Genomic DNA, 16,770 nt, shown 5'->3' with positions numbered 1-16,770 from the left:
AACGGCGGTGGGGCGCCCTCCTGGGAGGGGCGCCCCACCGCCGTTGTACGGACCGGTGGTTACTGGCTGCTGAGCGGCAGGAAGCCGGTCTGGACCAGCTGCGCACCGCGCTTGCGCGTGATGAACGTGCCACGTCCGGGCGTCAGCTGCTGACCCTTGACGTTGCCCATCAGCGGGCCCTCGGCCGGGTCGGCCGACAGGATCAGACCCTGCGCGCCGAGCTCCTTGGCACGCTGCATGACCGGCTCGAACGAGGACCGGCCGGCACCCGAGGAGCTGCGCGCCAGGATCAGGCGCAGACCCAGGTCACGGGCGAACGGCAGGTACTCCAGCAGCGGCTGCAGCGGGTTGCCGCTGCTGGTCGCCACCAGGTCGTAGTCGTCCACGATCACGAACGCGTCCGGCAGGTCGTACCAGCTGCGGTTGCGCAGCTGCTCCGGCGTGACGTCCGGACCCGGCATGCGCCGGCCCAGCGACCCGGCCAGACCGCCGATGACCTCCTGGAGCTGCGGCCCTGCGGCGCAGTACTTGTACAGGTGGCTGTCGGGGATCTCGCCGAGCAGCGCGCGCCGGTAGTCGGAGACCACCATCAGCGCCTTGTCGGTCGGGTACCGCTCGGCGATCTGCTTCGTCAGCAGGCGCAGCAGCGACGACTTGCCCGACTCGCTCTCGCCGTAGATGACCAGCAGCGGGTCGGTCTCGAAGTCGATGAACGCCGGGGACAGCGTGGTCTCGTCGACGCCGATCGCGATGCCGTGGTCCGGGTAGTCGCCACCCCGGGGCAGGTCGCTGGCGTGCAGCATCGTCGGCAGCATCCGCACCGCGGGGGCGGGCTCGCCCTGCCAGTGCTCGCTGACCGTCTGCACCAGGTTCGTGACGCCGTCGCTGAGCGTCTCCGGGTCGCTCATCCCGTCCAGCCGCGGCAGCGCCGCCAGGAAGTCGAGCTTGTCGGGGGACAGACCGCGACCGGGCTTGCCCATCGGGACGTTCTCCGCGCGCTTGCGGTCGAACTCCGACTCCATCGGGTCGCCCAGGCGCAGCTCCACGCGGTTGAGGAGCTGGTCGCGCAGTGCGGGCCGCACCTCGGTGTAGCGCGAGCCGGCGATGATGAGGTGGATGCCGAAACCGAGACCCCGGCCGGCGATGTCCAGGATCACCGGGTCCATCTGCTCGTAGTCGGTCTTGAACGTGCCCCAGCCATCGATGACCAGGAAGACGTCGCCCCACTTCTGGTCGGGGAAGGCGCCCGCGGCCCGCCGCTGGCGGTAGGTCGCGATCGAGTCGATGCTGTTCGCGCGGAAGAACTCCTCGCGCTCGTTGAGGATGCCGACGACCTCGGAGACCGTACGGCGCACCTTCTCGGCGTCCAGACGCGAGGCGACACCGCCGACGTGCGGCAGCCCCTCCAGGCTGAGCATGCCGCCACCGCCGAAGTCGAGGCAGTAGAACTGCACTTCGGCCGGCGTGTGGGTGAGCGCGAACGCGGCGATGGCGGACCGGATCAGCGTCGACTTACCGGACTGCGGACCACCCACGACCAGACCGTGACCGGCACCGGCGGAGAAGTCCAGGTACATCACGTCACGCCGCTGCTCGAACGGCTTGTCCACCAGCGCGACCGGCACCACGAGCTTGCCCAGCGCGGTGTACTCCGGCGCGTGCACACCCCGCTCGGGCGTGACCGCGAGGGCCGGCAGCAGCTGGTTGACCGTGGGCGCCTCCTCCAGCGGCGGCAGCCACACCTGGTGGGCCGGTGGGCCCTGGCCCTGCATCCGCTGGACCATGACGTCCAGGACGGTGTCGGCGAGCGCGTCGTCGATCTCCGGCTCCGTCGCCTCGACGGCGACCGGCTCCTCGATGATCTGCTCGATGACCGGGGCCGCCGTGAACGGCACCGGCATCCGCATCGACCGGCCACCGCCGGCGCTGCGACCGCCGCCGCCCGGGCCGCGGTAGGTACCGGAGACGTACGCGGCCTTGAACTGGACCATCGTCTCGGTGTCGTACTTCAGGATGCCGGAACCGGGAACGTTCGGCAGGTGGTAGGCGTCCGGCACACCGATCGCGGTCCGCGACTCGGCCGCGGAGAACGTCCGCAGGCCCAGCCGGTAGGACAGGAAGGTGTCCAGACCGCGCAGCTTGCCCTCTTCCAGCCGCTGCGAGGCGAGCAGCATGTGCACACCCATCGAACGGCCGATACGGCCGATCTGGATGAACATCTCGATGAAGTCGGGCTTGGCGGCGAGGAGTTCGGAGAACTCATCGATGATCATCACCAGCGAGGGCAGCGGGTCCAGCGGAGCGCCGGCGGCACGTGCCTTCTCGTAGTCGGTGATGTTGGCGTAGTTGCCCGCCGAGCGCAGCAGCTCCTGACGGCGCTGGAGCTCACCGGTGATCGAGTCGCGCATGCGGTCGATCAGGGTGACGTCCTCACCGAGGTTGGTGATGACCGCCGCGACGTGCGGCATCTCCGACATACCGGTGAAGGTGGCGCCACCCTTGAAGTCGGCGAGGATGAAGTTGAGGGTCTCCGAGGAGTGCGTGACCGCGAGCGCGAGCACCAGGGTGCGCAGCACCTCGGACTTACCGGAACCGGTTGCACCGACACACAGGCCGTGCGGGCCCATGCCCTGCTGCGACGCTTCCTTGATGTCCAGCATGACCGGCTGGCCGTCGCGGTCGACACCGATCGGCACCCGCAGGCGCTCGGCGAGCGTCCGGGGGCGCCAGGTGCGCGACACGTCCAGCGTGCCGGCGTCGCCGATGTTGAGCAGGTCGGTGAAGTCCATGGAGGACAGCAGCGGGTCCTCGCCGTCCGCACCCGAACCGGCCCGCAGCGGGGCCAGCTGGCGCGCCAGCGCCTCCGCCTCGGCGATCGACAGGGTGTCGCACGACCCGTGGTAGACCGCACCGCTGGCCGACTCCAGCACCAGCTTGCCCGGCGACACCTGGACGGCCAGACCGCCGCGGATCTCGTCCAGATCGCCCGGCACGACCTCCAGGATGGTGACGCCCTGGAGGCCCTCGGCCCCGGCGATCACCGAGTCCATCGGGACGTCGCCGCCGTCCAGCACGACGACGACGTGCGGGCTGTCGGTCACCGGCTGGCCCTGCGGGCTGAACCGCCCGCGGCCGTCCAGCTCGTCCGCCAGCAGCTCCTCGATCTCACCGAGGTCGCCGACGACCAGCCGGCGGGTACCGGCGCCGTCGGTGGTCACGTCCTGGACCTGCGGCAGCCACTTCGTCCACTCCCACTCGGCCTGCGCACCCGGCGCGGCGACGATGGCCACCACCAGGTCCTCGGGCGAGTGCAGCGTGCACAGCTGGGCGATGATGGCGCGCGAGGCGCCGTAGACGGTGTCCGGGTCACCGGAGACCGTCAGGTGGTAGAAGGCGCGCAGCGACACCGCCAGCGGGAGGCTGTCCAGATGGCCGTGCTTGTCGAGGAATTCCTTCATCGCGTGCGCGGTCAGCGGCTCCAGCTCGTCGACCGGAGCGGTCTCCGGCGCCCGCAGCGGAGTGGACAGCTGCTGGGGCCCCAGCCCCAGGCGCACCTGCGCGAAGTCCGGGTCGTTCGCCCGGCGTTCCCAGACCCGCTTGCCCTCGGCCACGACGGACCACAGCTGGCTCGGGTCGGGATGGGTGAACAGCTGCGCGTCGCGCTGCCTGCGCGCGGTGCGCCGCACCTCTTTCCGCTTCTGCGCAAGGTACTTGAGGTAGTCCTGGCGTTCCTGGACCATCTGTCCGGAAGGCCCCTGGCGGGCCTTGACGATCTGCATGATCGCCATCGCCAGTGTGGTGGCCACCATGAAACCGCCCATGATCTTCATGAACGGCTGGTTCCCCATGAACAAGAAGCCCGCCGAGGACGCCATGCCCATCATGGGCATGAAGGTCATCAGCAGGTTCTCCGGTTCTCCCTCGCGGGGAAGCTCCGGAGGCGCCTCAAGTACCACCTCCTCCGAGGGGACTTCAGGTGGAAGCGCGCGGGGCGGGCGCTTGACGATGACAACGCTCACCGAGGCATCAGTCCTTCATGCATCTCGCAGTCTCGGACCGCCCCCGTTGGTTCGACGGTCCCCCGAGCCAAGTCCTTGGCCCGACGCAGGCGTTGATCCTACTGTTAGGCGTCAAGTCAAGGGGTGGGTGGGGCAGGGCCCCGATCGGACGGTACGCTGACGCCCCGCGAGCGCGCCACAGCCCCGTACGGGTGGCCCTATATATAGGGCGCGCGACGCGACAAAACGCCCAACGGATAGGGGGAACCGCCAGGTGAGTACGAGCACTGGCACCGGCTTTTGCCGGGTCACGGTCGCCGCGCCGGACGCACGGATCGACGTGGCACTGCCGGAGGACGTGGCACTCGTCGATATCTATCCGGAGATCCTGCGGCTCTCCGGGCAGTCCCAGGCCGAGGGCGCCCCGACCGGATATCACCTCGTACGCCGCGACGGCACGGTGCTCGACGCCGGACAGTCGCTGGCCCAGCAGCAGATCCTCGACGGCGACCTGCTGCTGCTGAAGCCGTTCGCCGAGTCGTTGCCGCTGCCGGTCTTCGACGACGTCTCGGACGCCATCGCCTCCGCGGTCAAGCAGAACCGCAGCCGCTGGAGCGACGACCTGATGCGCGTCGTCGGCCTCAGCGCCGGTGTGCTGCTGCTGGTGATGATGGCGTTCGCGCTGTGGTTCTCGAACCCGGTCAACCGCGACATGCACCGGCTCCCCGGCATCATCGCCGGCGTGGTCGGCGTCGTCCTGGTGGCGCTGTCCGGCGTCCGCGCCCGGGTCTACGACGACCACGCCTCGTCGATCGCCCTGGGCCTGGCGTCGCTGCCGCACCTGCTCATCGCGGGCTCCGGCATCTTCCCCGTCGACCCCGGCGGCGGCCCCGGCCGGCTCCACCTGCTCGTCGGCTGCGTGACCGTCCTGATCGCCTCGGTCCTCCTGGTGGTCATGCTGCCGCGCGGTGACGCGCCCTTCGTCGCGGCCGCCTTCCTCTCCGCCATCGGCACCCTCGCGGTCTTCGCCGCGATCCTCACCGACGCCGCCCCGCGCGAGGTCGCCGCGGTCACCGCCGTGGTCTCCATCGCCATGGTCGCCTGGCTGCCGAGCCTCTCCGCCCGGTTCGCCCGGCTGCCGATCGGCTACCGCTCGCCCGACCAGATCGCCAAGGGCGCCCTGGAGACCGGTTCCGAGACCGAGACGGTCGACTTCGTGAAGATCGGCAACCAGGCCAAGCGCGGCCACGAGCTCCTGCTCGGCCTGGTCGCCGGCTGCTCCGCCCTGGTCGTCGGCTCCGCCGGTGTCGTCCTCGGCTTCTCCGACAACGTCTGGGCCCAGGTGCTGGCCATGGCCGCCGGCATCACGATCATGCTGCGCGCCCGGCTCTTCGACTACACCGCCCAGGTCGCCTGCCTGACCATCGCCGGCATCTTCACCATCGTGCTGCTCATCCTGGGCATCGCGCTGCACCCGCCGCTCGACATCTTCGTCACCCTGGAGCGCTTCCAGGACGCCGGGCCGCTGAACGTCCGCACCGTCTGGTTCTCCTGCAGCATCGCCGTGGGTGCCGCGCTCCTCGTCGGGGTCGGCCTGGTCGTCCCGAAGAAGGGCGTCACCCCCTTCTGGGGCCGGATCTTCGACATCTTCGACGGCCTGGTCCTGCTGTCCCTGGTGCCGCTGTGCCTGGCGGTGCTCGACGTGTACAACACCGTGCGCGGCCTCACCAGCAGTTAGCCGCACCGCACCACTGACGAGACGGCCCCCCGACCACCCGGTCGGGGGGCCGTCCCGCTGCTGGTACGCTGTCCGACGGTCCGATCGAGTCATCCAAGATTCCCTGTGCTGCATTTCCAGGGACGCTCGCGGACCGGAACCCCAAGGAGTACGCGTGTCGCTCGACGCCGCCACGAAGAAGCAGATCATGACCGAGTTCGGCACCAAGGAAGGTGACACCGGCTCCCCCGAGGTCCAGGTCGCGCTGCTTTCCCGCCGCATCTCGGACCTGACCGAGCACCTCAAGACGCACAAGCACGACCACCACTCCCGCCGTGGTCTGCTGCTGCTGGTCGGCCAGCGCCGCCGCCTGCTGCAGTACCTGGCGAAGAAGGACATCACGCGCTTCCGCGCGCTGGTCGAGCGCCTGGGCATCCGCCGCGGCGCGGCGGGCGCCAAGTAAGACGGCACAGAGGGAGCGGTTCCCACCGGGGGCCGCTCCCTTTGCCGTACGCACCGGACAGCCGTCCCGCCGCGCGGTGGGCGGAAGCTTTGTACTCTGGTGCCATATCGCAAAAGCGAACGCGGTAGGAGCGCCTCCTGGCCGCCGGTCCTCGGTAGTGGCCCCCGGGCCGTCCATGGCAGACCATGCGACACCACTCCGGGTGCTTCGATCGAAGACCGGCCCGCACCGGCGCTCCACCGAAGACGGTCCGCTGCCACACGGGCAGCGGACGCTGACGAGGAGACATTCCTGGTGGAGAACGAGACCCACTACGCCGAAGCCGTGATCGACAACGGTTCCTTCGGCACCCGCACCATCCGCTTTGAGACGGGCCGCCTGGCCAAGCAGGCCGCCGGCTCCGCCGTGGCGTACCTGGACGACGACACCATGGTGCTGTCGGCCACCACCGCTTCCAAGACCCCGAAGGACCAGCTGGACTTCTTCCCGCTGACCGTCGACGTCGAGGAGCGGATGTACGCAGCCGGGAAGATCCCCGGCTCCTTCTTCCGCCGCGAGGGCCGCCCCAGCGAGGACGCGATCCTCACCTGCCGCCTCATCGACCGGCCGCTGCGCCCCTCCTTCAAGAAGGGCCTGCGCAACGAGATCCAGATCGTCGAGACGGTCATGGCGCTCAACCCCGACCACCTCTACGACGTGGTCGCCATCAACGCCGCCTCCTGCTCCACGCAGCTGGCCGGCCTGCCCTTCTCCGGCCCGATCGGCGCGACCCGTGTCGCCCTGATCAACGGCCAGTGGGTGGCCTTCCCGACCCACACCGAGCTCGAGGACGCGGTCTTCGACATGGTCGTGGCCGGCCGGGTGCTGCCCGACGGCGACGTCGCGATCATGATGGTCGAGGCCGAGGCCACCGAGAAGACCATCGAGCTGGTCAAGGGTGGCGCCGAGGCCCCGACCGAGGAGGTCGTCGCCGCCGGTCTGGAGGCCGCCAAGCCCTTCATCAAGGTCCTGTGCAAGGCCCAGGCGGACCTCGCCTCGAAGGCCGCCAAGCCGACCGGCGAGTTCCCGGTCTTCCTCGACTACCAGGACGACGTCCTGGAGGCGCTGACCAAGGCCGTCAAGGACGAGCTCGGGCGGGCGCTCACCATCGCCGGCAAGCAGGACCGCGAGGCCGAGCTGGACCGCGTCAAGGGTCTGGCCGCCGAGAAGCTGCTCCCGGAGTTCGAGGGCCGCGAGAAGGAGATCTCCGCCGCGTACCGCTCGCTGACCAAGACCCTGGTCCGGGAGCGCGTCATCAAGGAGAAGAAGCGCATCGACGGCCGCGGGGTGACGGACATCCGTACGCTCGCCGCCGAGGTCGAGGCGATCCCGCGGGTGCACGGTTCCGCGCTGTTCGAGCGTGGCGAGACCCAGATCCTGGGCGTCACCACCCTCAACATGCTCCGCATGGAGCAGCAGCTGGACACCCTCTCCCCGGTGACCCGCAAGCGCTACATGCACAACTACAACTTCCCGCCGTTCTCCGTCGGCGAGACCGGCCGCGTGGGCTCCCCCAAGCGCCGCGAGATCGGCCACGGTGCGCTCGCCGAGCGCGCCATCGTGCCGGTGCTGCCCACGCGCGAGGAGTTCCCCTACGCGATCCGCCAGGTCTCCGAGGCGCTGGGCTCCAACGGCTCGACGTCCATGGGCTCGGTCTGCGCCTCGACCATGTCGCTGCTGAACGCCGGTGTGCCGCTCAAGGCCCCGGTCGCCGGCATCGCCATGGGCCTGATCTCCCAGGAGATCGACGGCCAGACCCACTACGTCGCCCTCACCGACATCCTCGGTGCGGAGGACGCCTTCGGCGACATGGACTTCAAGGTCGCCGGCACCAAGCAGTTCGTCACCGCGCTCCAGCTCGACACCAAGCTCGACGGCATCCCCGCCTCGGTCCTGGCCGCCGCGCTGAAGCAGGCCCGCGACGCCCGCCTCCACATCCTCGACGTGATGAACGAGGCCATCGACGTTCCGGACGAGATGTCCCCGAACGCGCCGCGGATCATCACCGTCAAGATCCCGGTGGACAAGATCGGTGAGGTCATCGGCCCCAAGGGCAAGATGATCAACCAGATCCAGGAGGACACCGGCGCCGACATCACGATCGAGGACGACGGCACCATCTACATCGGTGCCGCCGACGGCCCGGCCGCCGAGGCCGCCCGCGCCACGATCAACGGCATCGCCAACCCGACCATGCCGGAGGTCGGCGAGCGCTACCTGGGCACCGTCGTCAAGACGACCACCTTCGGTGCGTTCGTGTCCCTGCTCCCGGGCAAGGACGGCCTGCTGCACATCTCGCAGATCCGCAAGCTGGCCGGCGGCAAGCGCGTCGAGAACGTCGAGGACGTGCTCGGCGTGGGCGCCAAGGTCCAGGTCGAGATCGCCGAGATCGACCAGCGGGGCAAGCTCTCCCTGATCCCCGTGATCGAGGGCGAAGACACCGAGGCCGACACGAAGGACGACCAGGCCAAGTGACGTCCCGTACGTACACGACGACGGCCCGCACCTCCTCGGAGGGGCGGGCCGTCGCCCGTACCCAAACGCTTCTGAAGGGCGCCGCGGGCGCCGGCACGGTCCGCCGCACCACCCTCCCCGGCGGGCTGCGGGTGGTCACCGAGACGCTGCCCACCGTCCGCTCCGTCACCTTCGGGATCTGGGCGAACGTCGGCTCCCGCGACGAGACCCCGTCCCTGAACGGTGCCACCCACTACCTGGAGCACCTGCTCTTCAAGGGCACCGGGCGGCGCTCCGCCCTGGACATCTCCGCGGCCGTCGACGCGGTCGGCGGCGAGATGAACGCCTTCACGGCGAAGGAGTACACCTGCTACTACGCGCGGGTGCTCGACACCGATCTGCCGCTCGCCATAGACGTGGTCTGCGACATGCTCACCGGCTCGCTGATCGAGGCCGAGGACGTGGACGCCGAGCGCGGGGTGATCCTCGAAGAGATCGCGATGACCGAGGACGACCCGGGCGACTGCGTGCACGACCTGTTCGCGCACACCATGCTCGGCGACACCCCGCTGGGCCGCCCGGTCCTCGGCACCGTCGACACCGTCAACGCGCTGTCGGCCGATCGCATCCGGCGCTTCTACAAGAAGCACTACGACCCCACCCACCTGGTCGTCACCGCCGCCGGCAACGTCGACCACGCCAAGGTCGTCCGCCTGGTGCGGCGCGCCTTCGAGCAGGCCGGGGCACTGCACCGCGCGGACGCCACCCCGATCGCCCCGCGCACCGGCCACCGCACCCTGCGCACCGCCGGCCGGGTCGAACTGCTCGGCCGCAAGACCGAGCAGGCGCACGTGGTCCTCGGCATGCCCGGTATGGCCCGCAACGACGACCGGCGCTGGGCGATGGGCGTGCTGAACACCGCCCTGGGCGGCGGGATGAGCTCCCGCCTCTTCCAGGAGGTCCGCGAGAAGCGCGGCCTGGCGTACAGCGTGTACTCCTTCACCTCGGGCTTCGCCGACTGCGGCCTGTTCGGCGTCTACGCCGGCTGCCGGCCCAACCAGGTGCACGACGTCCTCAAGATCTGCCGCGACGAACTCGACACGGTGGCGACCGAGGGCCTCACCGACGACGAGATCCGCCGCGCGATCGGCCAGCTGCGCGGCTCCACGGTCCTCGGCCTGGAGGACACCGGCGCGCTGATGCACCGGCTCGGCAAGAGCGAACTGTGCTGGGGCGAGCACATGTCCGTCGACGAGGTGCTGGCCCGGATATCGGCAGTGACCCCGGACGAGGTCCGGGAGGTGGCCCGTGATGTCCTGGGCGCACGCCCCTCGCTGTCCGTCATCGGCCCCCTGAAGGACCGGCAGGCGGCCCGCCTGGAGGACGCCGTCGCCTAGGCGACGGCGTCAGTGTGCCGTCCCACCACGAGAGAGAGCGGAAAACGATGAGCAAGCTGCGCGTGGCCGTCCTGGGAGCCAAGGGGCGCATCGGCTCCGAGGCCGTCCGGGCCGTCGAGGCCGCCGACGACATGGAGCTGGTCGCCGCCCTCGGCCGCGGCGACAAGCTGGAGACGCTGGTGGAGACCGGCGCCCAGGTCGCGGTGGAACTCACCAACCCCGACGCCGTGATGGACAACCTCGGCTTCTGCCTGCGGCACGGCATCCACGGTGTGGTCGGCACGACCGGCTGGACCGACGAACGCCTCGCGCAGCTGCGCACCTGGCTCGCCGCCGCCCCCGGCACCGGTGTGCTGATCGCCCCGAACTTCTCCATCGGCGCGGTGCTCACCATGCGGTTCGCGCAGCAGGCGGCCCGTTTCTTCGAGTCCGCCGAGATCGTCGAGCTGCACCACCCCGACAAGGCGGACGCCCCGTCCGGCACGGCCGCCCGCACCGCGCAGCTGATCGCCCAGGCCCGCGCGGAGGCCGGCTGCCCGCCGCAGCCGGACGCCACCCAGACCGCGCTGGACGGCGCCCGCGGCGCGGACGTGGACGGCATCCCGGTGCACTCGGTGCGGCTGCGCGGTCTGCTGGCGCACCAGGAGGTACTGCTCGGCGGGGTGGGGGAGACCCTCACCATCCGCCACGACTCCCTGCACCACAGCAGCTTCATGCCGGGCATCCTGCTCGGCGCGCGGCGCGTGGTGGACGTTCCGGGCCTGACGGTGGGCCTGGAGAACTTCCTCGATCTGGGCTGACGACCATGGGTGGAAAGATCACGTACTTCTTCCTCGCCACCGTGCTGGTGCTGGTCTTCGGCGTGGTGGCGATGGAGGGCGTACTGCTCCTGCTGACCGGCGAACCGGCGGCGATGGGCATGGGCGCGGTGGCCTTCGTCCTGCCGTTCCTGGGCGGCTGGTTCCTGTGGGCCAACACCCGCTTCGCCCGCGACGCGAACCGGCTGGCCGGCGAGCTGGAGGCCGAAGGCGGCCTGCCGGTCGACGAGTTCGTGCGCACCCCCGGCGGCCGGATCGACCGGGACGCGGCCGACGCGGTCTTCGCCCGGCGGCAGGCCGAGACCGAGGAGGCGCCCGGCGACTGGCGCGCCTGGTTCCGGCTGGCCGTCGCGTACCGGGACGCCCGGGACACCCCGCGCGCCCGCAAGGCCATGCAGCGCGCGATCGCCCTGCACGACGGCAAACCGTTCCCCGGTGAGCCGGTCCGGACCGGCTGAGTCCCCGAAAACGACGACCGCCCGGGTCCGTACGGAACAGCCGTACGGACCCGGGCGGTCGTCGTTCTCAGGGGCGGTGGTACTGCGCCGCCCATGCCTCCAGTACGTCGGCGGCCTGCTCGAACCGCTCCGAGCGGCCCAGGAAGTCGCCGTTGCGGTCCGTCAGCAGGGCCCGCAGCGGTTCCCCCTGCACCCGCTCGACGCGCAGCGCCTGCCCCTGCACCGTCCGCGGCAGTCCCAGCCAGCGCACCGGCTGCTGGACCGTACGGACCGCGGCGACCGCGGACCACGGCAGCGTGCTGGTGCGCAGCAGGTTCACCTGCCGCAGTCCCTGGGCGCTCACCCAGACGCCCACCCGCACCAGCCGCAGTGCCAGTGCGATCACCAGCGCCGCCACCGCCGCGCAGACCGCCGCCCCGACCGGTGACCCGGCCAGCGCGATGATCAGCGCGGAGAGCAGGACGAACGAGGCGAGCAGCAGAAGCACCGCCGCCGCCCCCACCCGCCACGGTCCGGGGCGGTAGGGACGGCGCCAGTGGTCGGGGTCGTGGTCCGGCAGGGAGACGGGATCCGCGCGGCCGTCGGCCTGGAAGGCGCGATCGGCCGTCAGGAAGGGCAGGGGCACGGCTGGTCCTCACTCAGGGCTGGTCGGCACGGAACGGCATGCCGACGGAAGCTGTGAGCGGTGAGGCTATCGGGACTGGCGGAGCGGAACCACCCGGTGGTCCGCTCCGCCGCCGGCTCAGCGGTGCGCGGCCTCGGATTGGTGCACTCCGGTCGAACCGGAGGTGTCCTGCTGCAGGGCCGGCAGGCCGAACAGCAGGGCGCCCGTCAGGCCGCCCACCACGGTGAGTGTGATCAGGGACTGGCCGACGAGCTGCGCGCGCGAGGCGCGCGGGCGCGGCGGGGGAGTGATATTGCTGCGGAACCGGTCTGCCTCGGCAACGAAGGCGAACGGGACGGGCTCTCGCCGGCGGAACATGAGGGGGCTCTCCTAGGAACCTCGAAGTGGGCACTGTCACAGGGAAAGACGACGGTGGCGTCCGTTTGGTGCCCGTTTTCCGTTACTTCTGTGAAAAATATCAACCGCCGTCCACTGGCCTGCAGGCGGGGGGTACCTTTTTCCTCTTTGTCCGCTAACGCGGCATCAGACGGCATTTCCCGGGCTGTCAGTGGCGGGCCGTAGGCTGGACGCGCACGAGGATCGAACGGAAGGAACCGCCGGTGTCCCACACCCCCGACCGCGCCGAGAGCGCACCCGTCAGCTTCCGCAGTGAAGTGACGGTCGAGTTGGTCAAGCACAGCGCAGCGGACAGCGACGTGCTGTGGGCGGCCCGGGTCTCGACGGCCGGCGAGCAGTCCCTGGAGGAGCTGCAGAAGGACCCGGAGCGCTCCAAGGGCCTGATCAACTACCTGATGCGGGACCGGCACGGCAGCCCGTTCGAGCACAACTCCATGACGTTCTTCATCAGCGCGCCGATCTTCGTCTTCCGCGAGTTCATGCGGCACCGCGTCGGCTGGTCGTACAACGAGGAGTCCGGCCGCTACCGCCAGCTGGAGCCGGTCTTCTACGTCCCCGGTGAGTCCCGCAAGCTCGTCCAGCAGGGCCGCCCCGGCAAGTACGAGTTCGTCGAGGGCACCTCGGCGCAGTACGAGCTCACCGGCCGGGTCATGGAGGACAGCTACCGCCAGGCGTACGAGGCGTATCAGGAGATGCTCGCCGCCGGCGTCGCCCGCGAGGTCGCCCGCGCGGTGCTCCCCGTCGGCCTCTTCTCCTCGATGTACGCCACCTGCAACGCCCGCTCCCTGATGCACTTCCTCGGCCTGCGGACGCAGCACGAGCAGGCGAAGGTCCCCTCCTTCCCGCAGCGCGAGATCGAGATGGTCGGCGAGCAGATGGAGGCCCACTGGGCCAAGCTCATGCCCCTGACCTATGCCGCCTTCAATGCGAACGGCCGTATCGCCCCGTAGCGCTTCGACTGCGCACGGTGCCGCGACCCGATCGGCGGGCCGTGCGCGCATCCATCGGATACCCGTCCGAAGTGTCCGGATTGCGGCACTTTGAGAAGTTCATTTACGCTGAACAAACGGACCCGGCACTGCTTGAACCCCCGAGCAGGCAGTGCCGGAGTCCACATCCCTGCTCCCCAGAGGCACACCCTGCGGCGCCCTACGAGTAGCGTGGGACCCATGGCTCCGACTTCCACACCGCAGACCCCGTTCGGGCGGGTGCTGACCGCCATGGTCACGCCGTTCACGGCGGATGGCGCACTCGATCTCGACGGCGCGCAGCGGCTCGCCGCACACCTGGTGGACGCCGGCAACGACGGCCTTGTCGTCAACGGCACCACCGGAGAGTCCCCGACCACCAGTGATGCGGAGAAAGCCCAGCTGGTCCGCGCCGTGGTCGAAGCCGTCGGCGACCGCGCCTTCGTCGTCGCCGGAGCCGGCACCAACGACACCCGGCACAGCCTGGAGCTGGCCCGCGCCGCGCAGGACGCCGGCGCCCACGGCCTGCTCGCGGTGACGCCTTACTACAGCAAGCCCCCGCAGGAGGGCCTGCTGCGCCACTTCACCGCCATTGCGGATGCCACCGACCTGCCGGTGATGCTCTACGACATCCCCGGCCGCAGCGGCGTCCCGATCAACACCGAGACCATGGTCCGGCTCGCCGAGCACCCGCGGATCGTCGCCAACAAGGACGCCAAGGGCGACCTCGGGCGCGCCAGCTGGGCCATCGCCCGCTCCGGCCTGGCTTGGTACAGCGGCGACGACATGCTCAACCTTCCGCTGCTCTCGGTCGGCGCCGTCGGCTTCGTCTCCGTCGTGGGCCACGTCGTCACGCCCGAGCTGCGCGCCCTGCTGGACGCCCACCTCAACGGCGACGTCACCAAGGCCACGGAGATCCACCAGAAGCTGCTGCCCGTCTTCACCGGCATGTTCCGCACCCAGGGCGTGATCACGACCAAGGCCGCCCTCGACCTGCAGGGCCTGCCCGCCGGTCCGCTGCGGCTGCCGCTGGTCGACCTCTCGCCCGAGGAGACCGAACAGCTCAAGCGCGATCTCGCCGCCGGCGGGGTACAGCTCTGAACACAGACTTCACAACTGCATATGGACGAACGTCAACCGCCACATAGCAAGTGCACGAATGTCATGCGCGCCACGTGCCTCGACGGCAGCGTGGCGCGCATGGTGAGGAGAGTCTTTTGAGTCATCCGCATCCTGAGCTCGGCGCCCCGCCGAAGCTGCCCAAGGGCGGCCTGCGCATCACCCCCCTCGGTGGCCTGGGTGAGATCGGCCGCAACATGACGGTCTTCGAGTACGGCGGCCGGTTGCTGATCGTCGACTGCGGAGTGCTCTTCCCCGAGGAGGAGCAGCCCGGAATCGACCTGATCCTGCCGGACTTCACGTCCATCAGGGACCGCCTCGACGACATCGACGGCATCGTGCTCACGCACGGCCACGAGGACCACATCGGCGGTGTCCCCTACCTCCTGCGCGAGAAGCCGGACATCCCGCTGATCGGCTCCAAGCTGACCCTGGCCCTCATCGAGGCCAAGCTCCAGGAGCACCGGATCCGCCCCTACACGCTGGAGGTCGCCGAGGGCGACCGCGAGCGCCTGGGCCCCTTCGAGTGCCAGTTCGTCGCCGTCAACCACTCCATCCCCGACGCCCTCGCGGTCGCCATCCGCACCCCCGCGGGCATGGTCGTCCACACCGGCGACTTCAAGATGGACCAGCTCCCGCTGGACCGCCGGCTGACCGACCTCCCGGCCTTCGCCAAGCTCGGCGAGGAGGGCATCGACCTCCTCCTCTCCGACTCGACGAACGCCGAGGTCCCCGGCTTCGTCCCGCCGGAGCGCGACATCTCCAACGTGCTGCGCCAGGTGTTCGCCAACGCCGACAAGCGCATCATCGTCGCCAGCTTCGCCAGCCACGTGCACCGCATCCAGCAGATCCTCGACGCGGCCCACGAGTACGGCCGCCGGGTCGCCTTCGTCGGCCGCTCGATGGTCCGCAACATGGGCATCGCCCGTGAACTGGGCTATCTGAAGGTCCCCGCGGGCCTGGTCGTCGACGTCAAGACCCTCGACGACCTTCCGGACGACGAAGTGGTGCTGGTCTGCACGGGCTCCCAGGGCGAACCGATGGCCGCCCTCTCCCGGATGGCCAACCGCGACCACCAGATCCGCATCGTCCAGGGCGACACGGTCATCCTGGCCTCGTCGCTCATCCCCGGTAACGAGAACGCGGTCTACCGCGTGATCAACGGCCTCAGCCGCTGGGGCGCGAACGTGGTCCACAAGGGCAACGCCAAGGTCCACGTCTCGGGCCACGCCTCGGCCGGCGAGCTGCTGTACTTCTACAACATCTGCAAGCCGAAGAACCTCATGCCGGTGCACGGCGAATGGCGCCACCTCCGCGCCAACGCCGAACTGGGCGCACTGACGGGCATCCCCAAGGACCGCATCGTCATCGCCGAGGACGGCGTGGTCGTCGACATGGTCAACGGCAAGGCCAAGATCACCGGCAAGATCCAGGCCGGCTACGTCTACGTCGACGGCCTCTCGGTCGGCGATGTCACCGAGGCGCACCTCAAGGACCGCCGGATCCTGGGCGACGAGGGCATCATCTCGATCTACGTGGTCGTCGACAGCAGCACCGGAAAGACCGTCGGCGGCCCCAACGTCCACGGCCGCGGCTCGGGTATCGACGACGCAGCTTTCGAGGGCGTCATCCCCAAGATCGACGAGGCACTGTCCAAGGCGGCCCAGGACGGCATTGCCGAGCCCCACCAGCTCCAGCAGCTGATCCGCCGCGCGGTCGGCAAGTGGGTGTCGGACAACTACCGTCGCCGCCCGATGATCCTTCCCGTGGTCGTCGAGGTCTGACGGACGGACCGTCCGACGGTCCTCAAGTAGGAGCGGGGCGCCCCGATTTGCATCGGGCGCCCCGCTCCAGTACGTTTACGGCTCCGCCAGAACGGGAAGCACCGCGCGCTGCGCGTGCGGACTGCTCCCCGCAGACCGCGGAATTCCGACCCAGAGAAATCTGATAAAGTCGGATCAGCCGAAAGGCAAACCCCTCCGACAAGAATTCAGAACCGAATTCGAACCGGTAGCGCCTCATCGAGACGCAAACTGGAAGCGAAAAGGATCTGATAAAGTCGGAAAGGTCGAAAAGCGAAAGCGAAGCGGCCGGACCCCGCTCCAGCAGGGGGCCAGAGACGGAAACGGATCTGGTAAGGTTGGAACCGCGAGAAAGCCGAAAGGCCGGATCGCACCGGCGAAAATCAGGGCCGAAAGGATCTGATAGAGTCGGAGACGCAAGACCGAAGGGAAGCGCCCGGAGAGCCTGGTGAAACAGGCACAAAGGAAGCGTCCGTTCCTTGAGAACTCAACAGCGTGCCAAAAGTCAACGCCAGA

Annotated in this window: 12 protein-coding genes; 9 read left to right on the top strand and 3 right to left on the bottom strand. The window is 69.6% G+C overall.

Going from position 1 to position 16,770, the window contains the following annotated elements; all coding sequences use genetic code 11:
• Positions 1 to 59 precede the first annotated feature (59 nt).
• Positions 60 to 4,019, bottom strand: a complete 3,960-nt coding sequence (gene eccCa / locus CG747_RS00060; protein WP_100599497.1) for a type VII secretion protein EccCa — start codon at positions 4,017 to 4,019, stop codon at positions 60 to 62.
• A gap of 253 nt (positions 4,020 to 4,272) precedes the next feature.
• Between eccCa and eccD the strand changes: the two genes are divergently transcribed.
• From eccD to CG747_RS00030, 6 genes are all read left to right on the top strand, one after another.
• Positions 4,273 to 5,736: a type VII secretion integral membrane protein EccD gene (eccD, locus tag CG747_RS00055; RefSeq protein WP_100599496.1), complete on the top strand. Its 1,464-nt coding sequence runs from the start codon at positions 4,273 to 4,275 to the stop codon at positions 5,734 to 5,736.
• 154 nt (positions 5,737 to 5,890) lie between these two features.
• Entirely contained in the window at positions 5,891 to 6,178 is a 288-nt protein-coding gene (gene rpsO, locus CG747_RS00050) for a 30S ribosomal protein S15 (RefSeq protein WP_100599495.1), read from the top strand.
• 294 nt (positions 6,179 to 6,472) lie between these two features.
• Positions 6,473 to 8,692 carry a polyribonucleotide nucleotidyltransferase gene (locus tag CG747_RS00045; RefSeq protein ID WP_100599494.1) on the top strand — a complete coding sequence of 740 codons (2,220 nt, stop codon included), beginning with the start codon at positions 6,473 to 6,475 and terminating at the stop codon, positions 8,690 to 8,692.
• Positions 8,689 to 10,068, top strand: a complete 1,380-nt coding sequence (locus CG747_RS00040) for a pitrilysin family protein (RefSeq protein ID WP_100599493.1) — start codon at positions 8,689 to 8,691, stop codon at positions 10,066 to 10,068. The genes CG747_RS00045 and CG747_RS00040 overlap by 4 nt, the downstream gene beginning before the upstream one ends.
• 47 nt (positions 10,069 to 10,115) lie before the next feature.
• Entirely contained in the window at positions 10,116 to 10,868 is a 753-nt protein-coding gene (dapB, locus tag CG747_RS00035) for a 4-hydroxy-tetrahydrodipicolinate reductase (RefSeq protein WP_100599492.1), read from the top strand.
• A gap of 5 nt (positions 10,869 to 10,873) precedes the next feature.
• The gene (locus CG747_RS00030; protein WP_100599491.1) at positions 10,874 to 11,344 is read left to right on the top strand and encodes a tetratricopeptide repeat protein; all 471 of its coding nucleotides are present in this window, start codon (positions 10,874 to 10,876) and stop codon (positions 11,342 to 11,344) included.
• Positions 11,345 to 11,411: 67 nt separating this feature from the next.
• Here the strand turns inward: CG747_RS00030 and CG747_RS00025 are convergent, their stop codons facing one another.
• Both CG747_RS00025 and CG747_RS00020 read right to left on the bottom strand, forming a co-directional pair.
• Complete coding sequence (locus tag CG747_RS00025; RefSeq protein ID WP_100599490.1) at positions 11,412 to 11,969, bottom strand: PH domain-containing protein; 558 nt, start codon at positions 11,967 to 11,969, stop codon at positions 11,412 to 11,414.
• A gap of 117 nt (positions 11,970 to 12,086) precedes the next feature.
• Positions 12,087 to 12,326, bottom strand: coding sequence for a hypothetical protein (locus tag CG747_RS00020; RefSeq protein ID WP_100599489.1), 240 nt, complete (start codon positions 12,324 to 12,326; stop codon positions 12,087 to 12,089).
• Positions 12,327 to 12,568: 242 nt separating this feature from the next.
• Here CG747_RS00020 and thyX point away from each other — a divergent pair, with 242 nt between their 5' ends.
• From thyX to CG747_RS00005, 3 genes are all read left to right on the top strand, one after another.
• Positions 12,569 to 13,315 carry an FAD-dependent thymidylate synthase gene (gene thyX, locus CG747_RS00015; RefSeq protein WP_100599488.1) on the top strand — a complete coding sequence of 249 codons (747 nt, stop codon included), beginning with the start codon at positions 12,569 to 12,571 and terminating at the stop codon, positions 13,313 to 13,315.
• A 219-nt stretch (positions 13,316 to 13,534) separates the two neighbouring features.
• On the top strand, positions 13,535 to 14,434 hold the full coding sequence (gene dapA / locus CG747_RS00010; protein WP_100599487.1) for a 4-hydroxy-tetrahydrodipicolinate synthase: 900 nt from the start codon (positions 13,535 to 13,537) through the stop codon (positions 14,432 to 14,434).
• Between the two features lie 116 nt (positions 14,435 to 14,550).
• Positions 14,551 to 16,236, top strand: coding sequence for a ribonuclease J (locus tag CG747_RS00005; protein ID WP_100599486.1), 1,686 nt, complete (start codon positions 14,551 to 14,553; stop codon positions 16,234 to 16,236).
• The last annotated feature ends 534 nt before the right edge of the window (positions 16,237 to 16,770 follow it).

The organism is Streptomyces sp. CB02959 (genome assembly GCF_002803155.1).
Classification (GTDB): Bacteria; Actinomycetota; Actinomycetes; order Streptomycetales; family Streptomycetaceae; genus Streptomyces.
Note: the sequence above shows the minus strand (reverse complement) of the source record. Positions and strands in the feature narration are given on the sequence as shown.

Excerpts from the sequence above, each read along its gene's own strand:
- dapB (WP_100599492.1), top strand. The coding sequence starts at position 10,116 with ATGAGCAAGCTGCGCGTGGCCGTCCTGGGAGCCAAGGGGCGCATCGGC.
- CG747_RS00030 (WP_100599491.1), top strand. The coding sequence starts at position 10,874 with ATGGGTGGAAAGATCACGTACTTCTTCCTCGCCACCGTGCTGGTGCTG.
- CG747_RS00020 (WP_100599489.1), bottom strand. The coding sequence starts at position 12,326 with ATGTTCCGCCGGCGAGAGCCCGTCCCGTTCGCCTTCGTTGCCGAGGCA.
- dapA (WP_100599487.1), top strand. The coding sequence starts at position 13,535 with ATGGCTCCGACTTCCACACCGCAGACCCCGTTCGGGCGGGTGCTGACC.